The 24,821-nt window shown below is 62.2% G+C and carries 20 protein-coding genes; 10 read left to right on the forward strand and 10 right to left on the reverse strand.

Features of this window, described 5'->3' with window-relative positions:
• Positions 1-45: 45 nt before the first annotated feature.
• On the reverse strand, positions 46-924 hold the full coding sequence (locus ACSSVH_RS15505; protein WP_169957096.1) for a LysR substrate-binding domain-containing protein: 879 nt from the start codon (positions 922-924) through the stop codon (positions 46-48).
• Positions 925-1,050: 126 nt separating this feature from the next.
• Between ACSSVH_RS15505 and ACSSVH_RS15510 the strand changes: the two genes are divergently transcribed.
• The 7 genes from ACSSVH_RS15510 (at position 1,051) to ACSSVH_RS15540 (ending at position 11,481) form a co-directional block, all read left to right on the forward strand.
• On the forward strand, positions 1,051-2,352 hold the full coding sequence (locus ACSSVH_RS15510; protein WP_172311803.1) for an FAD-dependent oxidoreductase: 1,302 nt from the start codon (positions 1,051-1,053) through the stop codon (positions 2,350-2,352).
• A 39-nt stretch (positions 2,353-2,391) separates the two neighbouring features.
• Entirely contained in the window at positions 2,392-3,480 is a 1,089-nt protein-coding gene (locus ACSSVH_RS15515) for a polyamine ABC transporter substrate-binding protein (RefSeq protein WP_172311805.1), read from the forward strand.
• A 111-nt stretch (positions 3,481-3,591) separates the two neighbouring features.
• Positions 3,592-4,689, forward strand: a complete 1,098-nt coding sequence (locus ACSSVH_RS15520) for a carboxynorspermidine decarboxylase (protein WP_172311807.1) — start codon at positions 3,592-3,594, stop codon at positions 4,687-4,689.
• A 29-nt stretch (positions 4,690-4,718) separates the two neighbouring features.
• On the forward strand, positions 4,719-5,963 hold the full coding sequence (locus ACSSVH_RS15525) for a saccharopine dehydrogenase family protein (RefSeq protein ID WP_169957090.1): 1,245 nt from the start codon (positions 4,719-4,721) through the stop codon (positions 5,961-5,963).
• Between the two features lie 1,509 nt (positions 5,964-7,472).
• On the forward strand, positions 7,473-7,979 hold the full coding sequence (locus ACSSVH_RS15530; protein WP_104912118.1) for a sigma-70 family RNA polymerase sigma factor: 507 nt from the start codon (positions 7,473-7,475) through the stop codon (positions 7,977-7,979).
• Positions 7,976-8,935, forward strand: a complete 960-nt coding sequence (locus ACSSVH_RS15535; RefSeq protein WP_492633422.1) for a FecR domain-containing protein — start codon at positions 7,976-7,978, stop codon at positions 8,933-8,935. The genes ACSSVH_RS15530 and ACSSVH_RS15535 overlap by 4 nt, the downstream gene beginning before the upstream one ends.
• A 101-nt stretch (positions 8,936-9,036) precedes the next feature.
• Complete coding sequence (locus tag ACSSVH_RS15540) at positions 9,037-11,481, forward strand: TonB-dependent siderophore receptor (protein ID WP_492633423.1); 2,445 nt, start codon at positions 9,037-9,039, stop codon at positions 11,479-11,481.
• Positions 11,482-11,534: 53 nt separating this feature from the next.
• On the opposite strand, the gene ACSSVH_RS15545 is transcribed toward ACSSVH_RS15540, so the two are convergent.
• The 5 genes from ACSSVH_RS15545 to ACSSVH_RS15565 all read right to left on the reverse strand — a co-directional run bounded on the left by ACSSVH_RS15545 (position 11,535) and on the right by ACSSVH_RS15565 (position 15,954).
• The gene (locus tag ACSSVH_RS15545) at positions 11,535-11,852 is read right to left on the reverse strand and encodes a hypothetical protein (protein WP_170041019.1); all 318 of its coding nucleotides are present in this window, start codon (positions 11,850-11,852) and stop codon (positions 11,535-11,537) included.
• A gap of 75 nt (positions 11,853-11,927) precedes the next feature.
• Positions 11,928-12,242: a hypothetical protein gene (locus ACSSVH_RS15550; RefSeq protein ID WP_492633424.1), complete on the reverse strand. Its 315-nt coding sequence runs from the start codon at positions 12,240-12,242 to the stop codon at positions 11,928-11,930.
• A gap of 50 nt (positions 12,243-12,292) precedes the next feature.
• Complete coding sequence (locus tag ACSSVH_RS15555) at positions 12,293-13,531, reverse strand: hypothetical protein (protein WP_492633425.1); 1,239 nt, start codon at positions 13,529-13,531, stop codon at positions 12,293-12,295.
• 164 nt (positions 13,532-13,695) lie between these two features.
• Positions 13,696-14,868, reverse strand: coding sequence for a sugar transporter (locus ACSSVH_RS15560; RefSeq protein ID WP_172311817.1), 1,173 nt, complete (start codon positions 14,866-14,868; stop codon positions 13,696-13,698).
• Between the two features lie 87 nt (positions 14,869-14,955).
• Positions 14,956-15,954, reverse strand: a complete 999-nt coding sequence (locus ACSSVH_RS15565; RefSeq protein WP_170058672.1) for a bile acid:sodium symporter family protein — start codon at positions 15,952-15,954, stop codon at positions 14,956-14,958.
• A gap of 84 nt (positions 15,955-16,038) precedes the next feature.
• On the opposite strand from ACSSVH_RS15565, the gene ACSSVH_RS15570 reads away from it, so the two are divergent.
• The gene (locus ACSSVH_RS15570; RefSeq protein ID WP_169957360.1) at positions 16,039-16,827 is read left to right on the forward strand and encodes an AraC family transcriptional regulator; all 789 of its coding nucleotides are present in this window, start codon (positions 16,039-16,041) and stop codon (positions 16,825-16,827) included.
• 998 nt (positions 16,828-17,825) lie between these two features.
• Here ACSSVH_RS15570 and ACSSVH_RS15575 read toward each other — a convergent pair.
• The gene (locus tag ACSSVH_RS15575; RefSeq protein WP_492633426.1) at positions 17,826-18,854 is read right to left on the reverse strand and encodes a LacI family DNA-binding transcriptional regulator; all 1,029 of its coding nucleotides are present in this window, start codon (positions 18,852-18,854) and stop codon (positions 17,826-17,828) included.
• Between the two features lie 212 nt (positions 18,855-19,066).
• On the opposite strand from ACSSVH_RS15575, the gene ACSSVH_RS15580 reads away from it, so the two are divergent.
• Together ACSSVH_RS15580 and ACSSVH_RS15585 are read left to right on the forward strand one after the other, a co-directional pair.
• Positions 19,067-20,398 (forward strand): MFS transporter, encoded by a 1,332-nt coding sequence (locus ACSSVH_RS15580; protein ID WP_169957254.1) that lies wholly within the window; start codon positions 19,067-19,069, stop codon positions 20,396-20,398.
• Positions 20,399-20,411: 13 nt separating this feature from the next.
• Positions 20,412-21,779: an amidase gene (locus ACSSVH_RS15585; RefSeq protein WP_492633427.1), complete on the forward strand. Its 1,368-nt coding sequence runs from the start codon at positions 20,412-20,414 to the stop codon at positions 21,777-21,779.
• Between the two features lie 35 nt (positions 21,780-21,814).
• Here ACSSVH_RS15585 and ACSSVH_RS15590 read toward each other — a convergent pair whose 3' ends face one another.
• From ACSSVH_RS15590 to ACSSVH_RS15600, 3 genes are all read right to left on the reverse strand, one after another.
• Complete coding sequence (locus ACSSVH_RS15590; protein WP_492633428.1) at positions 21,815-23,050, reverse strand: Zn-dependent hydrolase; 1,236 nt, start codon at positions 23,048-23,050, stop codon at positions 21,815-21,817.
• Positions 23,047-23,538: an L-2-amino-thiazoline-4-carboxylic acid hydrolase gene (locus ACSSVH_RS15595; protein ID WP_057438692.1), complete on the reverse strand. Its 492-nt coding sequence runs from the start codon at positions 23,536-23,538 to the stop codon at positions 23,047-23,049. Before ACSSVH_RS15595 ends, ACSSVH_RS15590 begins: the two co-directional genes overlap by 4 nt.
• 135 nt (positions 23,539-23,673) lie before the next feature.
• Positions 23,674-24,813, reverse strand: coding sequence for a branched-chain amino acid ABC transporter substrate-binding protein (locus ACSSVH_RS15600; protein WP_169957250.1), 1,140 nt, complete (start codon positions 24,811-24,813; stop codon positions 23,674-23,676).
• Positions 24,814-24,821 lie beyond the last annotated feature (8 nt).

Genomic DNA, 24,821 nt, shown 5'->3' on the forward strand with positions numbered 1-24,821 from the left:
GTCGCATTGCGCCGCTGTAGGTTCCACTGGGGCCATGACAAGAGTTTACGAATTGTGCGCCTGGCTACCAAACCACTGCCTCACCACCCCCAACGCCGGATGGGCAGCGGCCGACGGTTGCAGGCACAACGCATAGCACCCGCCCGTGGCCAGGGCCTGGCCAAAGGGCACTACCAGCACACCGCGCTCCACCGATTCGGCCGCCAGTGTGCGGTCAGTCATCGCCACCCCAAGCCCGCGCGCAGCGGCATCCAGCGCCAGTTCATCGAGGTTGAAGGGAATATGGCGATAGTCCGCCAGCGACCGCCCGCCATGCGCCGCCAGCCAGGTGGCCCAGTCCTGGCGGTCGGCCGAGCGGTGCAGCAAGGCAAAGCGCGCCAGGTCCTGCGCCGACGCCAACGGCCCAAGCCCAGGGGCGCAGACCGGCACCAGCGCTTCCTCGAACAGCACCAGGCAATCCCCATCGTGGGTGGGCTTGGGCAGGTAGAGGATGTAGGCGTCACTGTCGCTGGCCGGTTCGACCACCTCGGTGGCCACGGTCTCGATGGCCAGTGAGATATCCGGGTGGCTGCGGTAGAAATCACTCAACTTGGGCAGCAGCCAGCGCACCGCCAATGACACATGCATGCGGATCCGGAACGGCCGCTGGTGCGGCGACAGCCGATCCTCCAGGCGCTGCAACTGCGCCAGCACGCTACGCGCGCTGTCGAGCACCCATTCGCCCTCAAGGGTCAGCCGCAGGTTGCGGCTGTTGCGCACCAGCAGCGGCACACCGTAGTGGCCTTCCAATTGCTGGATCTGGCGGCTGACCGCACTTTGGGTCAGGCACAAGCGCCCCGCCGCGGCAGTGAAGCTGCCACGCTCGGCAACCTCGACCAAGGCTTGCAGGGCTTGCAGCGAAGGCAGGTGATGGCGGTTATCCATGCGCTTTCCGAATAGATGAATGATTTTATAACGTTGGTTGTATCACCCAAGCCCCTATAGATTCCAGCTGACAATAAATCCTGCGCGACTCACCCATGCCGGTGATGCATTCAACCGAGGTGCCCTGTGGAAAATAGCTGTGGCTGGATTGCCCAAACCCAAAGCCTGCCCGCCCGTGCGCCCTTAAGTGGCACGCACCAAGCCGACTGGCTGGTGATCGGCGCCGGCATCACCGGCTTGTGTGCCGCCCATAGCCTGGCGCAACTGCATCCGCAGGCGCGCATTGTGCTGCTGGATCGACAACGGGCGGCCCAGGGCGCCTCGGCACGCAATTCAGGATTTGTGGTGGCCCATGAGTATCCCGGCCCCGACGAGTTGATGGGGCGTGGCGGGTTCGCCGGATATGAGGTGGACTGCACTATTTCCCAGGCCGCCACCCAGGAAGTGCGAAAGCGCGTCGCCACCCATCACATCGACTGCGACTTTCGCGACAGCGGCTATTACTTTGCCGTCCACGACCGCGACAAACTGGAGCAGGTCGAAGCCAGGCTGGAGACCTTGCACGCGGCGGGTGCCGCTGCCCATTTCGTGCAAGGCGAAGCCCTGCGCCACACGTTCGGCACCGCCCATTACCAGGCCGCGATCTGGTGCGGCAACGGCAACGCCTTGCTGCAACCGGCCAAGTACGTCACCGGCCTGCTGCAGGCCTTGCCCGCCAACGTAACGCTCTTTGAGAACAGCCCCGTGACGGGCCTGGAGCCCATGGCCCATGGCGCCATCCGCGCCAACGCCGTCAATGGCAGCGTCGAGGCCCGCCAGGTGCTGGTGTGCCTGAACGCCTTTATTCCCCGGGTTGGCCTGGACCACAGCGCCAGCTTCCCCATGGAGCTCAGTGCCAGCCTGACCCGCCCGCTCACCGACGAAGAATACCGCCAGATGGGCACGGTCGACCCCTGGGGCGTGCTCTCCACCCGCCCGCTGGGGGCTACGGTGCGCCTGACTCCGGATCGCCGGGTGATGATCCGCAACACCGCCGAATACCGCACCCGCGACCTGTCCAACCGCGAACTGCTGCAGCGCCGCCGGCACCATGTACAGGGTTTGCAACGGCGCTTTCCGTGGCTGGACGAGCAAGACATCCACTACTCCTGGACTGGCCATTTGAGCGCCACGCGCTCCGGGCAGCCGTACTTCGCCAAGGTGCGCGATGGCCTGTTTGCGGTCGCAGGCTGCAACGGTGCCGGCGTGGCCCGGGGCAGCCTGTGGGGGCGCCTGCTGGCGGAGTGGGCCTCGGGGCACACCTCGCCGCTGCTGCAATCGGTCATCCAGCGCGCCCAGCCCGGCTGGCTACCGCCGCGCCCGCTGTTCGACCTCGGGGCCCTGCTGCGCATGCGCGTGGAAGCGGTACGGGCGCGCAGCGAAATCTGATCACACAAGAACAACAAACCGTCACACAGGTGCTTGATCATGCTTATTCACAAACGCTCCATGGCCACCTTGCTCGCGCTGTGTTCATCCGCCGCGCTGGCGGGTGAAACCGTCAACATCTCCAACTGGAACGGCTACATCGCCGACGACACCCTGCCCGCCTTCACCCAGGCAACCGGCATCCAGGCCACCTACGACATCCATGACAGCAACGAGGTCCTGGAGTCCAAGCTGATGACCGGCAACACCGGGTATGACGTGGTCAGCCCGTCCAACCACTTCCTCTCGCGCCTGATCAAGGCCGGGGCCATCCAGAAGCTGGACCAGAGCCGCCTGCCCAACTGGCACAACCTCGATCCGGCGCTGCTGAAAAAGCTCGAAGTCAACGACCCCGGCAATCAGTACGGCTTTCCCTATATGTGGGGTTCGGCGGGAATCGGCTACAACGTCGCAAAGATCAAGGCGATCTTCGGCACCACCGACGTCACCCGCTCCTGGAGCCTGTTCTTTGCTGAAGACAACATCAGGAAGCTCAGCGCGTGTGGCGTGGCGATTATCGACAACCCGACGCAGGTGCTGCCGATCACCCTCAACTACCTGGGCCTGCCGCACCACAGCCACGCCCCCGAGGACTACAAAAAGGCCGAGCAGGCGCTGCTGAAGATCCGGCCCTACGTGCAGTACTTCCATGCCTCCAAGTACATCAGCGACCTGGCCAACGGTAATATCTGCGCGGTCATCGGCTTCAACGGCGACGTGGTGCAGGCGGCAGCGAGTGCCAGGGAGGCGAAGAACGGCATCGAGATTGGCTACTCGATCCCCAAGGAAGGCTCCACCCTGTGGCTCGACATGGTGGTGATGCCCAAGGCCGCGCCCCATGAGGCGAATGCCTATGCCTACATGAACTACCTGTTGGAGCCCAAAGTGATTGCCAACATCAGCAACCATATTCACTACGCCAACCCCAACCGTGCGGCGGATCCGTTCGTAGATCCCGAGGTCAAGCAAGATCCGGCGATCTACCCCTCCGGGGCTGTGCTGGACAGCCTGTTCACCGTCGAAGACCTGCCACCGGCCATCGCCCGCCTGGCCACACGGTTGTGGACCAAGTTAAAGACCAATACCTGAGTATCGCGCAGACCAAAGCCTGCAAATTCCGCTGACTAACCTTTCGATCCTGAGCAAGTGCGGGCACAATGCCTGTCCTTTTTTGGCAGGCTCCGCCGCAGGCTCTGAAAAATGATCAAAACCCCGTATTACCTCATCGACAAACAGAAGCTTCTGGTCAACATGCAGAAGATCGCCTACGTGCGCGAACAGTCCGGCGCCAAGGCGCTGCTGGCGCTCAAGTGCTTTGCCACCTGGTCGGTGTTCGACCTGATGCAGGAATACATGGACGGCACCACGTCCTCGTCGCTGTATGAGCTCAAGCTCGGTCGCCAGAAGTTCGAAGGCGAGGCCCACGCCTACAGCGTGGCCTGGGCCGACGATGAAATCGAGGAGATGCTCGACAACTGCGACAAGATCATCTTCAACTCCATCAGCCAACTGCAGCGCTTTGCCGAGCGCAGCGAAGGCAAGACTCGCGGCCTGCGCGTCAACCCGCAAGTGAGCAGCTCCGACTACCTGTTGGCCGACCCGGCGCGCCCGTTCAGCCGCCTGGGCGAGTGGGACCCGGTGAAGATCGAAGGCGTGATCGAGCAAATCTCCGGCTTCATGTTCCACAACAACTGTGAGAACGGTGATTTCGAGCTGTTCGACAAGATGCTCGGCACCATCGAAGAACGCTTCGGCTCGCTGCTGCACAAGGTCAACTGGGTCAGCCTCGGCGGCGGCATCCACTTTACCGGTGAAGGCTACGCCATCGACGCGTTCTGCCAGCGCCTCAAGGCGTTCTCGCAAAAGTACGACGTGCAGGTGTACCTGGAACCCGGCGAAGCGGCGATCACCAACAGCGCCTCCCTGGAAGTGACCGTGCTCGACACCCTGTACAACGGCAAAAACCTCGCCGTGGTCGACAGCTCCATCGAAGCCCATTTGCTGGACCTGCTGATCTATCGCCTCAACGCCAAGCTGGCGCCGAGCACCGGCGAACACACCTACATGGTGTGCGGCAAGTCGTGCCTGGCCGGGGACATCTTCGGCGAATACCAATTTGATCAGCCGCTGGCCATCGGCGATCGACTGTCGTTCATCGACACGGCAGGCTACACCATGGTCAAGAAAAACTGGTTCAACGGCCTGAAAATGCCGTCCATCGTAGTGAAACAACTCGACGGTACAGTCGAAGTGGTTCGTGAATTTGGTTACGACGACTACCTGTCCAGCCTTTCGTAAAGCGGACAGATAAAGGAGAGATAAAGCAATTGAAAAAGAACGTTCTTATCATTGGTGCAGGAGGTGTCGCCAAGGTGGTGGCCCACAAGTGCGCGCAGCACAACGACGAACTCGGTCGTATTGCTATCGCGTCGCGCAACATCTCCAAATGCCAGGCCATCATCGACAGCGTCAAGGCCAAGGGTAGCCTCAAGGTACCCGCCCAGATCCAGGCCTTTGCACTGGACGCCCTGGACGTGGAAGCGACCAAGGCACTGATCCGCGAAACCCAATCGCAGATCGTCATCAACGTCGGCTCCGCCTTCCTCAACATGTCGGTACTGCGTGCCTGCATCGACACGGGCGTGGCTTACCTCGACACCGCCATCCACGAAGAGCCGGGCAAGGTCTGCGAGACCCCGCCGTGGTACGGCAACTACGAGTGGAACCACCTGGAGGAATGCAAGCAGAAGAACATCACTGCGATCCTCGGTGTGGGTTTTGACCCAGGTGTGGTCAACGCCTATGCGGCGCTGGCGCAACAACAGCATTTTGACCGCATTGATTCGATCGACATTCTCGACGTCAATGCCGGCAGCCACGGCAAATATTTCGCCACCAATTTCGACCCGGAAATCAACTTCCGCGAATTCACCGGACAGGTGTGGAGCTGGCAGGACAGCCAGTGGACCAGCAACACCATGTTCGAAGTAAAACGTACCGACGACCTGCCGGTAGTGGGTTCACAGAACCTGTACCTGACCGGCCACGATGAAGTGCACTCGTTGTCGAAAAACCTCGACGTGCCCAACGTGCGGTTCTGGATGAGCTTCGGCGAACACTACATCAATGTGTTCACCGTGCTGAACAACCTCGGCCTGCTCTCCGAGAAACCGGTCACCACCGCCGAAGGCTTGCAAGTGGTGCCATTGAAACTGGTCAAGGCCGTGCTGCCTGACCCGTCTTCCCTGGCACCGGGCTACACCGGCAAGACCTGCATCGGCGACCTGGTCAAGGGCACCAAGGATGGCCAGCCACGCGAGCTGTTCATCTACAACGTGGCCTGCCACGAAGAAGCCTATGCCGAGACCGACAGCCAGGGCATCTCCTACACCGCAGGCGTTCCACCGGTAGCCGCTGCGCTGCTGGTCGCCCGTGGCGAGTGGGACGTGCAACGCATGGCCAACGTTGAAGAACTGCCAGCCGAGCCGTTCCTCAAGGCGCTGGACGTAATGGGCCTGCCGACCCGCATCAAGGACGAAAAAGGCGACCGCGCCTGGGATGCTATCGCCTGATAGCGTCTTGATTGACGGATCGCTCCCACGTCCTGTGGGAGCGATCAAAAACATTGCCCGGATCGTTGCGAGGGCGGATATCAATGTTGCCAGTGCCTACAGCTCCCACCTTGGAGATTCAGGGGTCTGAATTCCCTGTTGCACGCGTCTACTGCATCTCAAATGCAATCCCCCAAACAATGAAAATCGAGGTAGGAGCTGTCGGTGTTTGCGGGACCTGCGTCTTTGAACGCCGGGGCTCTGGCGCGAGCACAATATTAAAGCCGCCCCAAAACAATGTAGGAGCTGTCGAGCCCCAGCGAGGCTGCGATGACGGCGGTACTGCTGGCATTGATGTTGGCTGAACCACCGCTATCGTAGCCTCGCTAAAGCTCGACAACTCCTACAGGGTTTGTCGGTGTTTGCGGGATCTGCGTCTTTGAACACTGGGGCTCTGGAGCGGGCACAAACATTGTAGGAGCTGTCGAGCCCCAGCGAGGCTGCGATGGCGGCGGGATTGCTGGCATTGATGTTGGCTGAACCACCGCTATCGCAGCCTCGCTAAAGCTCGACAACTCCTACCAGGGTTTATTGGTGTTTGCGGGATCTGCGTCTCTGAACGCCGGGGCTCTGGAGCGGGCACAAACAATGTAGGAGCTGTCGAGCCCCAGCGAGGCTGCGATGGCGGCGGGATTGCTGGCATTGATGTTGGCTGAACCGCCGCTATCGTAGCCTCGCTAAAGCTCGACAACTCCTACCAGGGTTTATTGGTGTTTGCGGGATCTGCGTCTCTGAACGCCGGGGCTCTGGAGCGGGCACAAACAATGTAGGAGCTGTCGAGCCCCAGCGAGGCTGCGATGGCGGCGGGATTGCTGGTATTGATGTTGGCTGAACCACCGCTATCGTAGCCTCGCTAAAGCTCGACAACTCCTACAGGGTTTATTGGTGTTTGCGGGATCTGCGTTTGTGAACGCTGGGGCTCTGGAGCGGGCACAAACAATGTAGGAGCTGTCGAGCCCCAGCGAGGCTGCGATGGCGGCGGGATTGCTGGCATTGATGTTGGCTGAACCACCGCTATCGTAGCCTCGCTAAAGCTCGACAACTCCTACAGGGTTTGTCGGTGTTTGCGGGATCTGCGTCTTTGAACGCTGGGGCTCTGGAGCGGGCACAAACAATGTAGGAGCTGTCGAGCCCCAGCGAGGCTGCGATGGCGGCGGGATTGCTGGTATTGATGTTGGCTGAACCGCCGCTATCGCAGCCTCGCTAAAGCTCGACAACTCCTACAGGGTTTGTCGGTGTTTGCGGGATCTGCGTCTTTGAACGCTGGGGCTCTGGAGCGAGCACACTATTTTGGTCAATGCCTCGCAAGACCAGGCGCAGGATGGCTGCGTACAACCGGTCCTATAACGCTGGAATGCCGTTTTATGTAGGCGCGAGGTTGCTCCTGCAACTACCGGTTATTGCACCCCCCCTCGCACAAAAGGTAGTATTGAGAACGATTCACAATACCACCCTTGAGAAAGTCGACCCGTGCAGTCACCTCCAATCCGCAAGCTGGGCTTCTTTTTCAATGACCATCACCGTTGGCTGCTGCAACATATCCAGCATCGCGTGCGTAACCATGCCGATGCCGAAGACACCGCCGCCGATACCTTCTGCCAGATGCTCGCCGCCCGGGTCGACCCCGACAGCATCGAGCAACCCCGGGCTTATCTCTCGACCATTGCCCGCCGGCTGATCTTTGATCGCTACCGGCGCAGTCGCCTGGAAACCGCCTACCTGGAACGCCTGGCCGCCACCCCCGAAGCCTTGGCGCCCTCCCCTGAAGACCAACTGCAACTGATCCAGGCCCTGGTCGCCATTGACCGCGCCCTCGATGGCTTGCCGCTGATCGTCAAGGCCACGTTCCTTTATAGCCAGTTGGACGGCATGAGCTACGTGGCGATTGCGCGCAAGTTGCAGTTGTCCGAGCGCACCGTCAGCCGCTATATGAAACAGGCCCTGCGCCAGTGCTACCTGGCCGAGCTGGCCCCGTGAGCAAGGCCCGGCTGGACCCGGTCAGCGAGCAGGCCATCGACTGGATGGTGCGCCTGCGCGCCGGCACACCGGATGCGCGGTTGCAGGAGCGCTTCAATGCCTGGCTGGCCCTCGACCCGGCCCACGTCCAAGCCTGGTCCCGTTTGCAGGAACGCCTGGGCGGCTCGTGGAACACCCTGCGCACCCTCGACAAACGCCTGCCCGGCGAAGCGCGGCAAGTGCTGTTGCAGCCCCAAGGTTCGCGCCGGGACATACTGCGCGCCATCGGCGGCCTGGGCCTGCTGGGTGGCGGCCTGTGGTTGGCAGCGCGCAGCCCGCTGGGCGACGACCTGCTGGCCGACCTGCACACCGGGCGCGGCCAACGCCAGACCTTCACCCTGGCCGATGGCAGCCGCCTGAGCCTCAATGCACAGAGCGCGGTGGATGTGCAGTTCGATCAGCACCAGCGCTTGATCATCCTGCGCCACGGTGAACTGGTGATTCAGGTGGCGGCCGACCCCCAGCGGCCACTGCGTGTGCGCAGCGCCCAGGGCAGTGTGCAAGCGTTGGGCACGCGCTTCCTCGTGTCCCAGGAGCCAGACGCCACGCGGGTGGTGGTGCTGGAGCATTCGGTCCAGGCGACGCTGCACAACGGCATCCAGCACACGGTGCTGCAAGGCCAATCGGTGATGCTGCATGCCGAGCGCATCGAAGCGTTGGCCGGTAACCAGGGCTACCGGGCCGACTGGCTCGCCGGCCACCTCAGCGTGCTGGACGATTCCCTGGAGCAGGTGGTCAACGCCCTGCGCCCGTACAGCCGGGGATTTGTACGCGTCGACCCGCAGGTGCGCAACTTGCGCGTGCAAGGCGTATTCCCCCTCAACGACCCCCGCCGCGCCTTCGCGGCCCTGGCCGAAACCCTGCCGATCCGGGTGGATCACTACAGCCCGTGGCTGACCGTGATTGGCACCAAATAACCCGTGCCAGACTTTTTTATGCAAATCACTCTTATTTGTGTCCGGTTTTCAATTCTCGGCCCACCTATCTCCTGACACGTCCACACCTTCAGGAGAATGCTGTGCTCAACCCTTGGCCCCACGCCCTTTCTGTCGCCGTTGCCCTGGCAACCCTGGCGAGCCCTGCCTTGGTACAGGCGCAAAGCCTGTCTTTCAACCTGCCAGCCGGCCCGCTGGCACACACGCTGAACGCCATTGCCAGCCAGAGCGGGCGCATTGTGTCCCTGGACCCGGTGTTGGTGCAGGGTAAACAGGCCCAGGCGGTGATCGGCCAGATGCCGGCCGAACAGGCTATGGACCGTGCGTTGTCGGGCAGCGGCTTGCAGTTGCGTATCACCGAGCAAGGTAATTTCAGCGTCGAGCCTGCCACCGACACGGGCAGCGCGCTGCAATTGGGCGTGACCTCGATTGTCGAGCGCAGCATCGACCCCACCACCACCGAAGGCAGCGGTTCCTACGCCGCACGGGCGGTGACGATCGGCAAGGGCACCCACACCCTCAAGGAAATCCCCCAGTCGATCACGGTGATGACCCGCAAGCAAATGGACGACCAGGACCTGGTCGACCTCAAGGACGCCGTCAACCACACCACCGGCCTGGTGGGCGTGCAAGGCGTGGGCAAAGGCATGATCATCACCTCCCGCGGCTTCCAGATCGATGACTGGCAGTACGACGGCGTGCCGATCCCGCGCAATACCTATGCCCTGGGCAACTGGGCCACCCAGGACATGATTTTCTTCGACCGCCTGGAAGTACTGCGCGGCGCCTCCGGCCTGCTGCAGGGCACCGGCAGCCCCGGTGGCGCAATCAACCTGGTGCGCAAGCGCGGGCAGACGGCCCCCACCGTGGCCCTTACCGCCAAGGCCGGCAGTTGGGACCACTACGGCCTGCAACTGGACGCCGGCGGCCCGCTGAACCAGAGCGGCACGATCCGTGGGCGGATGGTGGCGGATGAAGACCAGAGCGATTCGTTCATCGACTATGAATGGAGCAAGACCCACTCGCTGTACGGCGCCCTGGACTTCGACCTACAGGAAGACACCACCCTGGGCCTGGCCGTCAGCCGCACCAATGCCGAGTCCCGGCCGATGCTGCGGGGCCTGCCGCGCTACAGCACGGGCAAGCCGATTGACCTGCCCCGCTCCACCTTCAGCGGCTCGCGCTGGAACCACTCGCAGATCGACGTCACCACCCTGTATGCCGACCTGGAACACCGCTTCAACGATGACTGGAAGTTCAAGCTCGGCGCGGTGCGCATGCGCGAAGAAAACACCTCCACCCACCAACGCGTGCAGAGTACCGGCGAAGGCATTAACGCCGACGGCAGCGGGTTGACCTATGCCGATTGGTACACCGATTTCGACGGCACCAAGATCGGCCTGGACAGCCACCTCACCGGGCGTTTCGAGGCGCTGTCGATGGCCCAGGAAATCACCCTGGGCGGCAACTATTCCAAATACACCACCAACGACGTCATTGCCCGGACCTTTAACCAAAGCACCGACAACATCTTCGACATCGATAACCACCGCCCCGAAATCAGCTACGAGGGTCTGATGAACACCCCCGGCGGCCGTGCAACACCGAGCAAATACGACATCCGCCAAAAAGGCCTGTATGGCAGCTGGCGCGTCAAGCCCATCGACCCGTTGACCCTGGTACTCGGCGCCCGTGTCAGTTGGTATGACTACAGCTATACCTCCTCGGGCATCACGGCGGTGACCCACGCCACCACCGTCAACAAGCCCAGCACCACCAACGAAACCGGCGAAGTCACGCCCTACGCCGGGATCGTCTACGACCTGAGCCGCGAGTGGGCGGTGTATGCCAGCTACACCGACGTGTTCGAGCCCCAGACCCAGCGCGACCTCAGCGGGGCGGTGGTCAAGCCGGTGATTGGCAGCAACTACGAAGTCGGCCTCAAGGGCGAATTGCTCGACGGGCGGGTCAATACCTCCCTGGCGCTGTTCCGCTACGACCAGGAAAACCGTGCGATCACCGACTACTCCCTGGGTGAAATCTGCGGCGGCACCTACTGCGCCACAGGCTCGGGCAAAGTGCGCAGCCAGGGCCTGGAAGCCGAGATCAGCGGTGAAGTGTTGAGCGGCCTGCAACTGTTTGCCGGCTATACCTACAACACCACCAAATACCTTGAGGACCGGGATAACAAGGGCCGGGTATTCAGCCAGTGGACACCCAAGCATATGTTGCGGGTGTGGGGCGACTACCAGTTCAGTGGCGACTGGAGCAAGGTCAGCACCGGGTTGGGCTTTACCACCCAGAGCCATACCCTGGGGTATGAGTACAACTACGACGTGGCGGGCTACACCGTGTGGAATGCGCGGGTGGCGTATCAACTGACGCCGGAAGTGGGGTTGGCGGTCAATGCCAACAACCTGTTTGACAAGACCTATTACGCCTCCGGGTACAACCAGTTGAATGGCAACAACTTCTACGGTGACCCGCGCAATGTAATGTTCAGTGTGAAGTACACGCCGCAGTTCTGAGCTAGGCCGCTGTGGGGCCGGCATGCCGGTGCCTGCAGCGGCATGCCGGCGCTTCAATCACAGTAATGGGTTTTCACTATCGAGCCATCCCGCACCAGCTTGATGCCTTTGCTTGTGCACACAAACGAATTGGGCGCATTGGATTGGTTGACGCCGATCGGGCTTACAGTCGGGGCCTTGATGACTGGGGCGGATGGAATAAATGACTGGATAATACCAAAGACTCGCGTGACGATCTGGTGTGTCGCATCAATGATGGGACCTCCACCAGGGTAGTACACCTCATCTTTATGCCCCCCCGCATAAGTCGGTGCAGACACTAAAAACACAAGGGTTGTCCCTATTGCCAGCAATGCCGTCGTCCTTTTCATACACACCTCCTCAACCGTAGATCCAACACCCCCCCATCGACCGCTCCAGGGATTAAAAGTCTGGGTACCGTCTACTCAATCACAATAATGGGTTTTCACTATCGAGCCGTCCCGCACCAGCTTGATGCCTTTGCTTGTGCACACAAACCAACTGGGCGCATTGGATTGGTTGCCGCCTATCGGGCTTACATCCGGGGCCTTGATGACCGGACTGGGGGGCGTAAACGCATCGGCTGTGAGATCAAATGGCAAGATCGGCAAAAAGCTCATTTGATGCAGTTGCTCTGGTGGGAAGTGCACCCCGGATTTAAGCCCCCCTGCGTAACTCGGTGCACCCGCCAGTAACTGAAGGATCATCCCCGCTGCCAGCAATGCTTCTGTCCTTTTCATACCCACCTCCTCAATCCTGGATCCAACGCTACAGGGGGACGTCCAACCTCTCAGGGCAAGGGCGCCACCACGGCACTGACGTCTTGCGACGTGTCAGTGGACGCGCCCGCAATGAAGGTGCCACTAAACGAAATGCTGTTGAGCATGCTCTGGTGCCCACCGCCAATGGGGGCAATGGCCTGGGTTCCATTGTCCGGATCCCAGGTGCAGGCGGTGGCGTACTCGGCGCTGTCGGTGCAGTCCATCGCGACCGTGCCATTTTCAGTCAGGCCAAACGCCTTGGTACTGACGCTGCCCGGCAAAAACGGGATGGGCTGCACGCCGAAGCTGGAGCTGGTGTCCGCCCAGTAGAAATCCGTGGTAAAGCCCGAAGGCGCAGTGCCTCGCGCCAGCACATGCCCGGCATTGTTCACCGCAACCCCCGAGTTCATGGCATTCAACGGCAATGTGAGCAGCAACGGTGCGCTGGTGGGGGTGGGCCAGAATGCGGTTTTGCTGCTGTTGGTGGCAGAGTGGGGGTATAGGCAACTGCCCACCGCCTGGTTCTGATCGTTCATATCCACCGCTATGCAGTAACTTGCCCCGGCTGGCACAGGCAAGTCAGTGGTGGTATAGCCACCCCCTGAGCGCCGGACAACCCTTGCCACAATCTTGCCGTTGACCGGGCAGTTCATCAGGATGCTGGGGTATCCGCTGATCAGGGTATTGTTCACCACCGTACCGAGACACATGCTGTCCCAGTCAGAGATGCGCTCGGGCGCTGTCATGCCTGGCCGATACAACACAACGGTAGATTTGCCACTGCCACTGAGACTCAAGCCGAGCACCGCTCCTTGCTGGTTCTGGGCGGTCGCATATGTATGGACATCGGCGGGACGCAACAAGGGAAACAACAAAGTCGCCGGAAGGGGGGTGAGCTTGATCGGGGCCGCCGCCGGTGCAGCGGCGCTCCAGGTCACAGCAAAATTGAAATTGCTCGCATCCGTACAACGCCCCACCATCACCCCGCTATTGCCAATGCTCCCCACTGAGCAGGGTTGGTTGGCCACCAGCGGCGGCAACACTTGCTGGGGCCCCGCGCTAGAGGCCGCATACCAGGGGTTGTCATTGGCGCTGGGGGTCGCGGTGCTGCAACTGCCCACGATCTGGCCGCTGTCATTGACCGAGACTGCGACACATTGCTTGCCCGCCGCATTGCCCAGATCGACAAAGGTCGCCGCCGTCGCTGTGGCGCCATAGCCCAAAAGCAATGCGCCGCCGAGAATCACGTATTTGGATAGGGTCTGCATGATCAGTCCGTCCCTGGAAGTTTGCGCCTTCAAGTTCAGCGCCTAACCACCGGCTGGGCGCTGCGTCTGAGAAGGAGTAAAAGCCTGGAAGACCGATTAGACAACTGTCAGATCTGACAGCTTACGCACCCGCACAAAGCGGTTTATAACGGGAGGTTTGCGACTTAACCCTGGCCAAACCGATAAATCGACAGGCAATACAACCCCAGCGCCGCCACCGCCAGCAAGCCCCCCGCCGCGCCAATCCAGGCGAAGCCAAAGTGCCCGCCGACCCAACTGCCCAGCAGCGCGCCGCCGCCGATGCCGATGTTGTAGATCCCGGAAAACATCGCCATCGCCACATCCGTTGCGTCCGGTGCCAGGACCAGGACCTTGGATTGCAATGCCAAGCCAAAGGCCATGATCGCCATGCCCCAGAACACGCTCAGCACCACCAGGTACGACACGTCACCACTCAGGGGCAACAGCAGCCCCAGGCACAGCGCCAGCACCGACACGGCCACCAGCAAAAAGCGATAGGGACTGAAACGGTGCAACAGGCTGAACAGCAACGAACCGATGATCCCCGCCCCGCCAAACACCAGCAGCACCAGGGTTACCGCATTGCCACCCAGGCCCGCGACGCGTTCGACAAAAGGTTCGATATAGCTGTAGGCCGTGAACTGGGCGGTGACCACCATGGCCGTCAACACATACAGCGCCACCAGCGCCGGGCGCTTGAACAGCATCGGCAGGCTGCGCAGCGAGCCGGAGTTCTGGCTCGGCAACAACGGCAAGGTGCGCGCCAGCCAGAACACCAGTGCGGCGGCAAACCCGGCGATCACGATAAACGTGGTGCGCCAGCCCATGGCTTCACCCAGCAGGCGCCCGAGGGGAATGCCCAAGACCATCGCCAGCGAAGTGCCAGTGGCCAGCAAGCCCAGCGCCTGCACCTGCTTGCCCGGCGGCGCCAGCCGTACCGCCAGGGAGGCAGTGATCGACCAGAACAGCGCGTGGGACAAGGCAATGCCGATACGACTGACCATCAACAGGCCAAAACTGTTGGCCACGCTGGAGAGGATATGGCTGGCGATAAACATGGCGAACAACACAATCAGCAACTTGCGCCGCTCGACGTTACGGGTCAGCAACATCACCGGCAGCGAGGTCAATGACACCACCCAGGCGTAGATGGTGAGCATCAGGCCGACCTGGGCGATTGGCATGTCGAAGCTGGCGCCGATGGCACTGAGCAGGCCGACCGGGACAAATTCGGTGGTGTTGAACACAAAGGCGGCCAGCGCCAGGGCGATGACCGGTTGCCAATTGGCGGCGGGGGTTGCGGTGGAAGTACTCATCGACAGGTCGTTTTACTCGGTTGCGCGCCGATCCTGACGGCCCGATGCCTGCCCTGGAGCGGCGCGCAAAAATAGTAACACGATGGTTCAGGGATCGACCTGCGCCATGATCTCGGGAATCGACTCCGGGCGCTTGGCATAGCGCTGGGCCAGTACCGCGCAGACCATCAACTGGATCTGGTGGAACAACATCAACGGCAGGATCAACACGCCCATGGTGCTGCCGGCGAACAACACCTGGGCCATGGGCACGCCGGTGGCCAGGCTTTTCTTCGAGCCGCAGAACAGGATGGTAATGCGATCTTCCTGGTTGAAGCCGAACGCCTTGCCCAAGAGCGCGGAAGCCACCAGCACCAGCGCCAGCAGGATGCAACAGGCCACCACCAGGCCGCCCAACTCCCACAGGGGGATCTGGTGCCAGATGCCTTCGTTGACGGCCTCACTGAAGGCGCCATAGACCACCAGCAGGATCGACCCCTGATCGACGAATTTCAGCCAGTTTTTATTGCGCCCCACCCACGCGCCAATCCAGCGCCGGGCGATCTGCCCGGCAATGAACGGCAGCAGCAACTGCACGCTGATCTTGAGGATCGCATCCACAGTCGAGCCGCCGTCACCATGCACATTGAGCAACAAGGTCACCAGCAACGGCGTGAGGAAGATGCCGAACAGGCTGGACGCCGCCGCGCTGCAAATCGCCGCCGGGATATTGCCCCGCGCCAGGGAGGTAAAGGCAATCGCCGACTGCACCGTGGCCGGCAACGCGCACAGGTAGAGCATGCCCATGTACAGGTCTTTGCCGATCATCGGCGACAGCAGCGGCTTGAGCGCCAGGCCCAGCAGCGGGAACAGCACGAAGGTCAGGCTGAACACCAGCAGGTGCAAGCGCCAGTGCCCGGCACCGGCGACGATGGCCTGGCGCGACAGCTTGGCGCCATGCAGGAAAAACAAGAGCGCGATGGCCAGGTTGGTCACCCAGCCAAAGGCCACGGCGGCCTGGCCGCTGACGGGGAGCAAGGAGGCAAGGGCCACCGTGGCAATCAGGATCAGGGTGAAGTTGTCGGGTAAAAACCGTGGGCGTTTCATCAGCTGTTCTTCCAGGGGTTGCCAGGGCGTCGTGGCGACTCTAACGTAACAACCGGTTACCGACTAACGCCAATGAGCCAGTAAATGCCGCCTAAAGGACATGAAAAGGCTGTTCGCCGCAGCATCCCCGGGCTCGCCAGCCTGCCGCGCCCGGTGTATGGCCGCACCGAATCCCTGCCCAACCGCGCCCTGACCCGCCGCCATAGCCATCCATGGGTGCAGTTGTCGTATGCGATTTGCGGGGTGCTGGAGATCCAGACCAGCGCCGGACGCTTCGTCGCGCCGCCGCAACGGGCGGTATGGATCCCGGCGGGAATGCCTCATCGGGTGTTCAGTTCGCCACACACCGAAATGCGTAGCCTGTACCTGGACTGCAGCGTAACGACTTGGGCGCCGGGACACTGCCAGGTACTGGCGGTTAGCGACCTGTTGCGCGAGTTGATCCGCCGTTTCAGCGAACTGCCGGTGGAATATGCCGAAGATGGCCCGGATGGGCGCCTGGCCCAGGTGCTGCTCGACCAATTGGCCGCCGCGCCCCAGGTCGACCTGATGCTGCCGCTGCCGGTGGACAGCCGTCTGCGGCAGATCTACCGCAGCTTGCGCCTGCACCCGGAACAGGCGACCACGCTGGGGCAGTGGAGCCAGAAACTGGGGGTCAGTGAAAAAACCTTGAGCCGGTTGTTCTTGAGCGATACCGGCCTGACCTACCGCGCCTGGCGCCAGCGGCTGCGACTGCTCGGCGCCCTGCCCGACCTGGAACGCGGGGAACGGGTGACGGATGTAGCGCTGGGCTGTGGCTATGAGTCGGTTTCGGCGTTTATCGCAGCGTTTCGCCAGCAGTTTGATACGACGCCGGGGGAGTTTTTTCGCTGACTGGATTGACCCGGCCCTGTGGGAGCGGGCTTGCCCGCGATAGCGGTGTGTCAGGCGATAAATCCCGTGACTGACACCCCGCAATTGCGGCATAGGTATCTACACGACTCTCGTCTGGGGTTGTGTACATATCCGTTGCTGCGGTCACGGCGGCTATTGGTTCCGCCCTTACGGCGGGTCACTTTTGGAAAAGAGCCCGGAGTGCCGGCCCAGCCAAAAGTAACCAAAAGGGCTCCTGCCCCACCACTCGGCACCTCGCCCAGGCTCGGTGTGCCCGTCATCCGACATTGATTTGGGGGGCCGCCGCGATGGGCCATCCATGGCCCAGCGCGGCTAAACCGGCGTCCTGCCGGTTTACCCCCCAAATCAATATCGGATGACGGCCAGCGTGGTTTAACGGGGCGCCTAAGATCAAAATCACAAACAAAGCGAGGCGGCCTGACAGCCGACCTGATCGTCAAGGCGTACGCGTACCCTTGTAGGAGCGGGCTTGCCCGCGATGGTCGTTAACGATGACGAATGAATACCAGATACTCTGATGTGTTCTTTCGGGCGTCATCGCAGGCAAGCCAGCTCCTACAGGGGAATGCAGCTTCGCGCTCTGGTTCTGCTGTTGCTCTGCTTTTGATCTGGCTTTTGATCTTAGGCGCCCCGTTAAACCACGATGGCCGCAGGCAGGTATTGCGCAGTGGGCACCCCGGCATGGATGCCGGGGTAGCCGCGACACGGCCATGGATGGCCGATCGCGGCGGGCCCACGGAGCAATGCCTGACTGCGGGCATGCCGAGCCTAGGCGAGGCACCGAGTGGTGGGGCAAAAGCGCTTTGGTTACTTTCGCGCTTTTCGAAAGTGACCCGCCGTAAGGGCGGAACCCTAAGTGGCCATTACCGCAGCAACGGATATGTACACAACCCCAGACGAGAGTCGTGTAGATACCTATGCCGCGATCGCGGGCAAGCCAGCTCCCACATGTTCGACCGCCACTGACCCGCCCTCAGTCAGCGCAACAAAGACGAACTCGCCCGCACCTGCAGTTGCGGCGCCACCATGATCGACTCGACAGCCTCGCCCTCGATGCGTTTGAGCAACAGCTCAACCGCATGGCGGCCCATCTCTGCCAGCGGCAGGCGCACGCTGGTCAGGGGGACCATCAACTCATTGGCCAGCGGTATGTCGTTGAAGCCCACCACCGCAATGTCCTTGCCCGGCATCAGGCCCTTGTCCCGTGCGGCGCCCATCAGGCCGATGGCCAGGAAGTCATTGACCGCGAAAAACGCCTGGGGCCGTGGGTTGAGCCCCAACAGGTATTCGCCCTGGCGGTGCCCGGTGAGGCTGTCAAAAGGACCATTGAGCGTCCACTCCGGGCGCAGGATGATGCCCTGCTCACGGTAGTAACGGGTAAACCCACGGGTGCGATCCGCACCGGTGGAGGCATGCCGTTCACCCGCCAGGATCGCCACATCGCGACAGCCCAACTGGTACAAGTGCTCCGCCGCCAACCAACCACCCCGTTCATCGTCGCTGCACGCCGCCAGATGCCCGGCAATCTGCCGGCTGACCAGCACGTAGGGGATGTGCTTGCGCGTCAACAGGTCGAGCAGCGGCTGGCTTTCGCCCACATGGGAGTCGCCGACGATCAGTCCCGCCACCGAGCGGCGCAGGGCGTGCTCGGCCCGTGCCATCTGCCGAGGTTGCTGGTCGTCGGTATTGGAAACGAACGTCAGGTAGCCGGCCTGTTCGGCGGCACTGTCGATGCTGTCATAAATGGTCGCCATCACCAGGTCAGTGAGCCTTGGCATGAGCACACAGATTTCCTGGCTTTTGCGCAGCTTCAGGCTCGATGCCTGGGTGTTTGGCCGGTAATCGAGTTCTTTGGCCAATGCACGAATGCGCGCCACCACTTCGGCCGACGCCGCTCGCTCGACCCCGGCCGGGTCGCCATTGAGTACCCGGGACACCGTGGAAACATGCACGCCAAGTGCAGTCGCCATGGACTTCAAGGTGGCTGGGCGAGAGGGGCTCGGCATGGTGGTGGGGCTTCCGACTGTCTGATATTTAGCGCGCAGAGTCTACCCGAACGGGCGTGTCGCAGCCGCAGATAAATCTTTACCCAAACGTTTGACTAAAAATTTTCCGCGCCTTACATTTCGCCAACCCAAACGTTTGGGCAAACAATAAAAATACGCCGGACGCGGCCGACTTTTTGACTTCTGCCATCATTTTGAAGAGTCAGATCCCTATGAATAGCCCCGCTATCCCGTCTTTCCGCTACCAGATTTTCTTCCTGATCATGCTGATGGCATTGCTCAACTACATCGACCGAGGCGCGATTGCCTATGCCTCGGCGAGCATTCTTCCCGAGTACGGTTTCGACAAGGCCGACTGGGGCAACGTGCTGGGTTACTTCGGTTACGGCTACATCCTGGGGGCACTGGTCGGCGGCATTCTGGCCGACCGTTTTGGTGCCAGGCGCATCTGGCTGATCGCCGGTGCCACGTGGTCGATCTTCGAGATTGCCACGGCATTTGCCGGCGATTTCGGACTGGCGTTCCTCGGTGGCTCGGCCATGGCCGGCTTCGCCACCATCCGTGTGATGTTCGGGTTTGCCGAAGGTCCGGCGTACTCCGTGATCAACAAGAGCGTGGCCAACTGGGCCACGCCCAAGGAGCGCGGTTTTGTGGTGTCGGTGGGCCTGCTGAGCACCCCACTGGGTGCACTGCTGACCGCACCAGTGGCCGTGGGCCTGCAAACCCTGACCGGCAGCTGGCGCAGCATGTTCGTGGTGCTGGGCGTGGCCAGCCTGGCGCTGCTGATCTATTTCATGACCCGCTTCACCAACACCCCGGATGAAAACCCGCGCGTGTCCAAGGCCGAACTCGACTTTTTGCGTAAAGAGCGCGCCGAAGCCGCTAACGCATCGACCCCCACCACCAGCGTTGCGCCGGTCTGGCACTTCTTCAAGAACAAGGACCTGTTGCTCAACGCCGTCGGTTACTTCTCGTTTGTGTACGTGACCTTCCTGCTGCTGACCTGGACCCCCAAGTACCTGCAGGATGAGTTCCACTACAACCTGTCGTCGCTGTGGTACATGGGCATGATCCCGTGGACCGGCGCCTGCTTCACCGTACTGCTGGGCGGCAAAATATCGGACCTGCTGCTGCGCCGCACCGGCAACCTGAAAGTCGCCCGCAGTTGGCTGGCAGCAACCTGCCTGCTGCTGACCACCTTGTGCTTCATCATGGTGTCCCAGGCCCAGACCGTGTGGGGCGTGATAGCCCTGATGACGCTGGCCAACGCGCTCAACGCCCTGCCCAACTCCGTGTACTGGGCCGTGGTGATCGACACTGCGCCGTCCAATCGGGTGGGTGCCTACAGCGGCATGACGCACTTTATTGCCAACACCGCGTCGTTCATCGCCCCGATGCTCACCGGCTACCTGACCGTTCGTTACGGCTACTCGTCGATGTTCGTGGCTGCCGCAGTGGCCACGGCGCTGGGCATGAGCGCCATGCTGATGGTGCGCCCAGGTGGCCGCCAGGTCGCCGCACCCTCTATACCCGCCGCTGTTTGATGGAGTTGTTTACATGAGCCTGGTGAAGCCTGCCCACGCTGGATATTTCTTTGGCCTGTCGATCGTCACGCTGGCCGCGCGCCTGCGTGCCGGCAGCGTGACCAGTGTCGAGTTGACGCAAGCGGCCCTGGACAGCATCGAGCGTTTGAATCCGCTATTGAATGCGTTCGTGCAAGTCGATGCCTGCGTCGCCCTGGCCCAAGCGCGCAAGGCCGACGCGCTGTTGGCCCAGGGCCTGGACCTGGGCCCGCTGCACGGCATACCGGTAGCGGTCAAAGACAACATCGACACGTTTGACTACATCACCACCTACGGCTCCGCGCATTTCGACGGTTGCCTGCCGGAGCACGATGCGCTGTGCGTGCAACGTGTGCGCGAGGCCGGGGCGGTGATTGTCGGCAAGACTTTGACCCACGAATTCGCCTATGGCCCGACCGGCGATCGCTCGTTGCAGGGCGCCGCACGCAACCCGTGGGATGCCCGTTGCATCACGGGCGGCTCCAGCGCAGGCAGTGCGGCGGCGGTAGCCAGCGGCATGGTACCGCTGGCGCTGGGGACGGACACCGGCGGCTCGATCCGCATCCCTTCGGCCTTGTGCGGCGCGGTCGGCTTCAAGCCTTCGTTTGCCTGCGTGCCGGTGGACGGCGTGTTCCCGCTGGCCTCAAGCCTCGACCATGTCGGCCCCATCGCCAATCACGTCGAAGATGCGCGCCTGCTGTTCGAGGTGCTCGCCGCCCGCCCGTGTGCGCCTGCGGCCACTGCGCAGCCGCTGCGGGTTGGCTGGCTCACCTGTGGCAGCTTCGGCCCGGTGGATGCCGACGTGAATCAGCAGGTGTATCAGGCGGCGCAGCAGCTGTTTGGCGACACGCTTGAGCACACCGACGCGCTGCAAAAAATGGCGCCGGGCATGAAGGACACCCTGCTGACCCTGCAACGTGCCGAGGCCTTTGCGGTACATGCCGAGCGCATGCAGGATGCGCCGCACAAGTTTGACCAGGAGGTACGCGAGCGCCTCGAGGTGTCGAGGGACGTCAAAGGCTGGCAATACATTCGCGCACAGGCAAGCCAAGCGCAGTACCAAGCGGCGATGGCGCGTTTGTTCGAACACTATGACTTGCTGGTGTCGCCCAGCGTGCCGATTACCGCCACCGAGGTGAATGCGCGCGAAGTGCGGGTGGGCGAACAGGAGATTGACGTACGCGCCGCCGTGCTCAGCCATACCAGTGCCTGGAACCTCACCGGCCTCCCCGCGATCAGCCTGCCGGTGGGGCACGTGAGGGGCATGCCGGTGGGGTTGCAAGTGATAGGCGCGGCTGGCGCGGATGATCACTTGTTGCAGGTGATGAGCCAGCTGTTTGTGCCGATTACAGGTGGTGACTGAACTACCGCTTTCGCGGGCAAGCCCGCTCCCACCCATCACTCACGCGACGAAGCCAGAATCGCCTGCAACAACACATCCGCCCCCGCTGTGGACCAGTGCGGGTGGATTTCTTCCGCCTCGTTATGGCTCAAGCCATCCACGCACGGCACAAAGATCATCGCCGTCGGCGCGATCTGGTTCAGGTAGCAGGCATCATGCCCTGCCCCGGAAATCATGCGCCGATGGCTATAACCCAGGGCCTGCGCCGCAGCCTGCACCACGTCCACGCAGTCTTTGTCGAAGGCAATCGGCGCGTACTGGAAGATCTGCTTGACGCTGGCCTGCAAGCCAATGCCCTCGGCGATCCGTGCCACCGCTTCGTGCAGTTGCTGGTCCTGCACGGCCAGCACCGCTTCATCGGGATGGCGGAACTCGACGCTGAAAAACACCCGCCCCGGCACCACATTGCGCGAGTTGGGGAAGATATTGGCCATGCCCACCGTCGCCCGCCCTTCGGCGCCTTGGGCCAGGCCGATCTGGTTGACCGCCTCCACCACCCGGGCAAAGCCCAGCAGTGCATCCAGGCGGTGATCCATGGGCGTGGTGCCGGCATGGGCGCTGCGCCCGCAAAGCTCGACTTCATACCAGCGCTGGCCCTGGGCGCCGGTGACGACGCCGATGGTCAGGTCCTGGGCCTCAAGGATCGGACCCTGTTCGATATGCAGCTCATACGCCGCATGCACCGCCTGGCCACCCACCGGATGCGGGCCGGCGTAGCCGATCTGTTGCAGCGCCTGGCCAATGGTCACGCCGGCCTTGTCTTCGCGGGACAAGCCGTATTCCAGGTCGAACACCCCGGCATACACCCCCGAGGAAATCATCGCCGGGGCAAAACGCGAGCCTTCTTCGTTGGTCCAGTTGACCACCTCGATCGGCCGGTCGGTCTCGATGCCCAGGTCGTTCAAGGTGCGCAGCACTTCCAGGCCGGCGAGTACGCCGTAGATGCCATCGAACTTGCCGCCCGCTGGCTGCGAGTCACCGTGGGAGCCGGTCAGCACCGGGGCCAGGTGGTCATGGCGGCCGGCGCGGCGGGCGAAGATGTTGCCCATGGCGTCCACGCGGATGCTGCACCCGGCCGCCGTGCACCAGGCCACGAACAGGTCACGCCCGCGCCGGTCTTCGTCGGTCAGGGCCAGGCGCGACACGCCGCCCTTGGGCGTGCCGCCGATCTGCGCCATTTCCATCAGCGAGTCCCACAGACGCTCGCCGTTGACCCGCGCCAGGGCGCTCACGAGCGCGGCTCCCGGGGCTTGGCGTGGTAGCGGAAGTCACAGCTTGGCGCGCCGCCCATGATGGTCTGGGTGCGCGTCAATTCAATATTGGGGTTGTAGCCGACGATAAACAGTTCGTCGCGGTTGCACGACAACAGGTGGCCGATCTCGCCCAGGCCCATCTCGTGGTACATCTCGGCGTAGCGGCAACGCTTGACGTCGTAGTCGTAATGCTCGGCGTCGCTGGCGATGATCTCGACTTTCAGCGCGTCGTCTTTTTCCCACAGCACTTGCAGCTCAACGAAGCTCTTGAGGTCGGCGCCCTGCTCTTCCTGGGCAGCAAAATGCTTGCCGGCCTGGATCGCGGCATTGCCCACCGCCTCGCCAATCACCGCGGCGGCAAAGGCCTTGCCCTGCTCGCGCACGAGGATTTCGTAGATCGGCTTGATGATCTCGGCTTCGATACGCCGGCGGGCCAGGATGCCCAGTTCACCTTCGAGTTTGCTCATTGCGTGCCTCATTCAAATGGCTGCGAAGCCCCCCGTAGGAGCTGGCTTGCCAGCGATGGTATCGCCTCGGTAGACCTGAAACACCGAGTGCACCGCATCGCTGGCAAGCCAGCTCCTACATGGGGAGCTGACGCGTTACTTTTTACCGCCAGCCACGCTCACCGGTTGCCATTGATTGGCCTTGACCTGGTAAACGGTGAACGACGGGTTCTGTAGATTGCCCTGGGCATCGAACGCTATGGTCCCGGTCACGCCTGGATAGCTGATGGCGCGCAGCACGGGCAGGTACTTCTGCGGATCGGTGGAGTTGGCCTGCTCGATAGCGGCGATCAGCACGCCCACGCCGTCATAGGCGAAGGGTGCGTGCAGCTCGATGTTGCTCTTGAAGCGCGCCTTGTAGGCCTCTTCGAAGGCCTTGCCACCCGGCATCTGCGCCACGGCCAGGCCCGGCTCCAGGGCGATCACGCCCTCGCCTTCGTTCTGTGCCAGTTGCAGGAAGGTCTGGCTGACAAAGCCGCCCGCGCCCATCAACGGCGCCTTGATCCCCAACTGCTTGATGCGTCGGGCCAGCGGTGCAGCCTGGGAGTCGACGCCGCCGAAGAAGATCAGGTCCGGGTTCTGCCCGCGAATATTGGTCAGCACCGCACTGAAATCGATAGTCTTGTCGTCCACGTATTCACGGGCAACCACCTTAGCGCCACCGGCCTCGATGGATTTGACGAACTGGTCCGCCAGGCCCTGGCCGAACGCGGTGCGGTCGTCGATCACGGCGATGCGCTGCGCCTTGAGGGTCTTGAGCGCGTAGTCGCCGGCGACCTGGCCGCCGTCATCGTCATGGCCCATGATCCGGAAGCTGGTGTCGAAACCTTGCTGGGTGTAGGCGTGACCGGTGGCGACCGGTGCGACCTGCGCAATCCCGGCGTCATGGTAGACCCGCGCGGCCGGGATGCTGGTGCCGGTGTTCCAGTGGCCGACCACGCCGACCACGCCTTCGTCCACCAGGCGCTGGGCCACGGTGACGGCGGTGCGTGGGTCGGACTGGTCATCCTCGGAAACCAGCTTGAACGTCACGGCCTGGCCGTTGATTTTCAGGTGCTTGGCGTTGGCCTGGTCAATGGCCAATTGCGCACCGTTTTCCAGGTCTTTGCCGATCCGCGCCGACGGGCCGGTCAGGGGCCCGGCCAGGCCGATCAGGACCGTCTGGTCGGCCTGGGCCACACCGCTCAGGGCCAGGCTCAACAACAGTACGCGTTTGAAGGGGGCAGTCTTGTTCATCAGTTTTT

The sequence above is a fragment of the Pseudomonas sp. HC1(2025) genome (genome assembly GCF_058742075.1).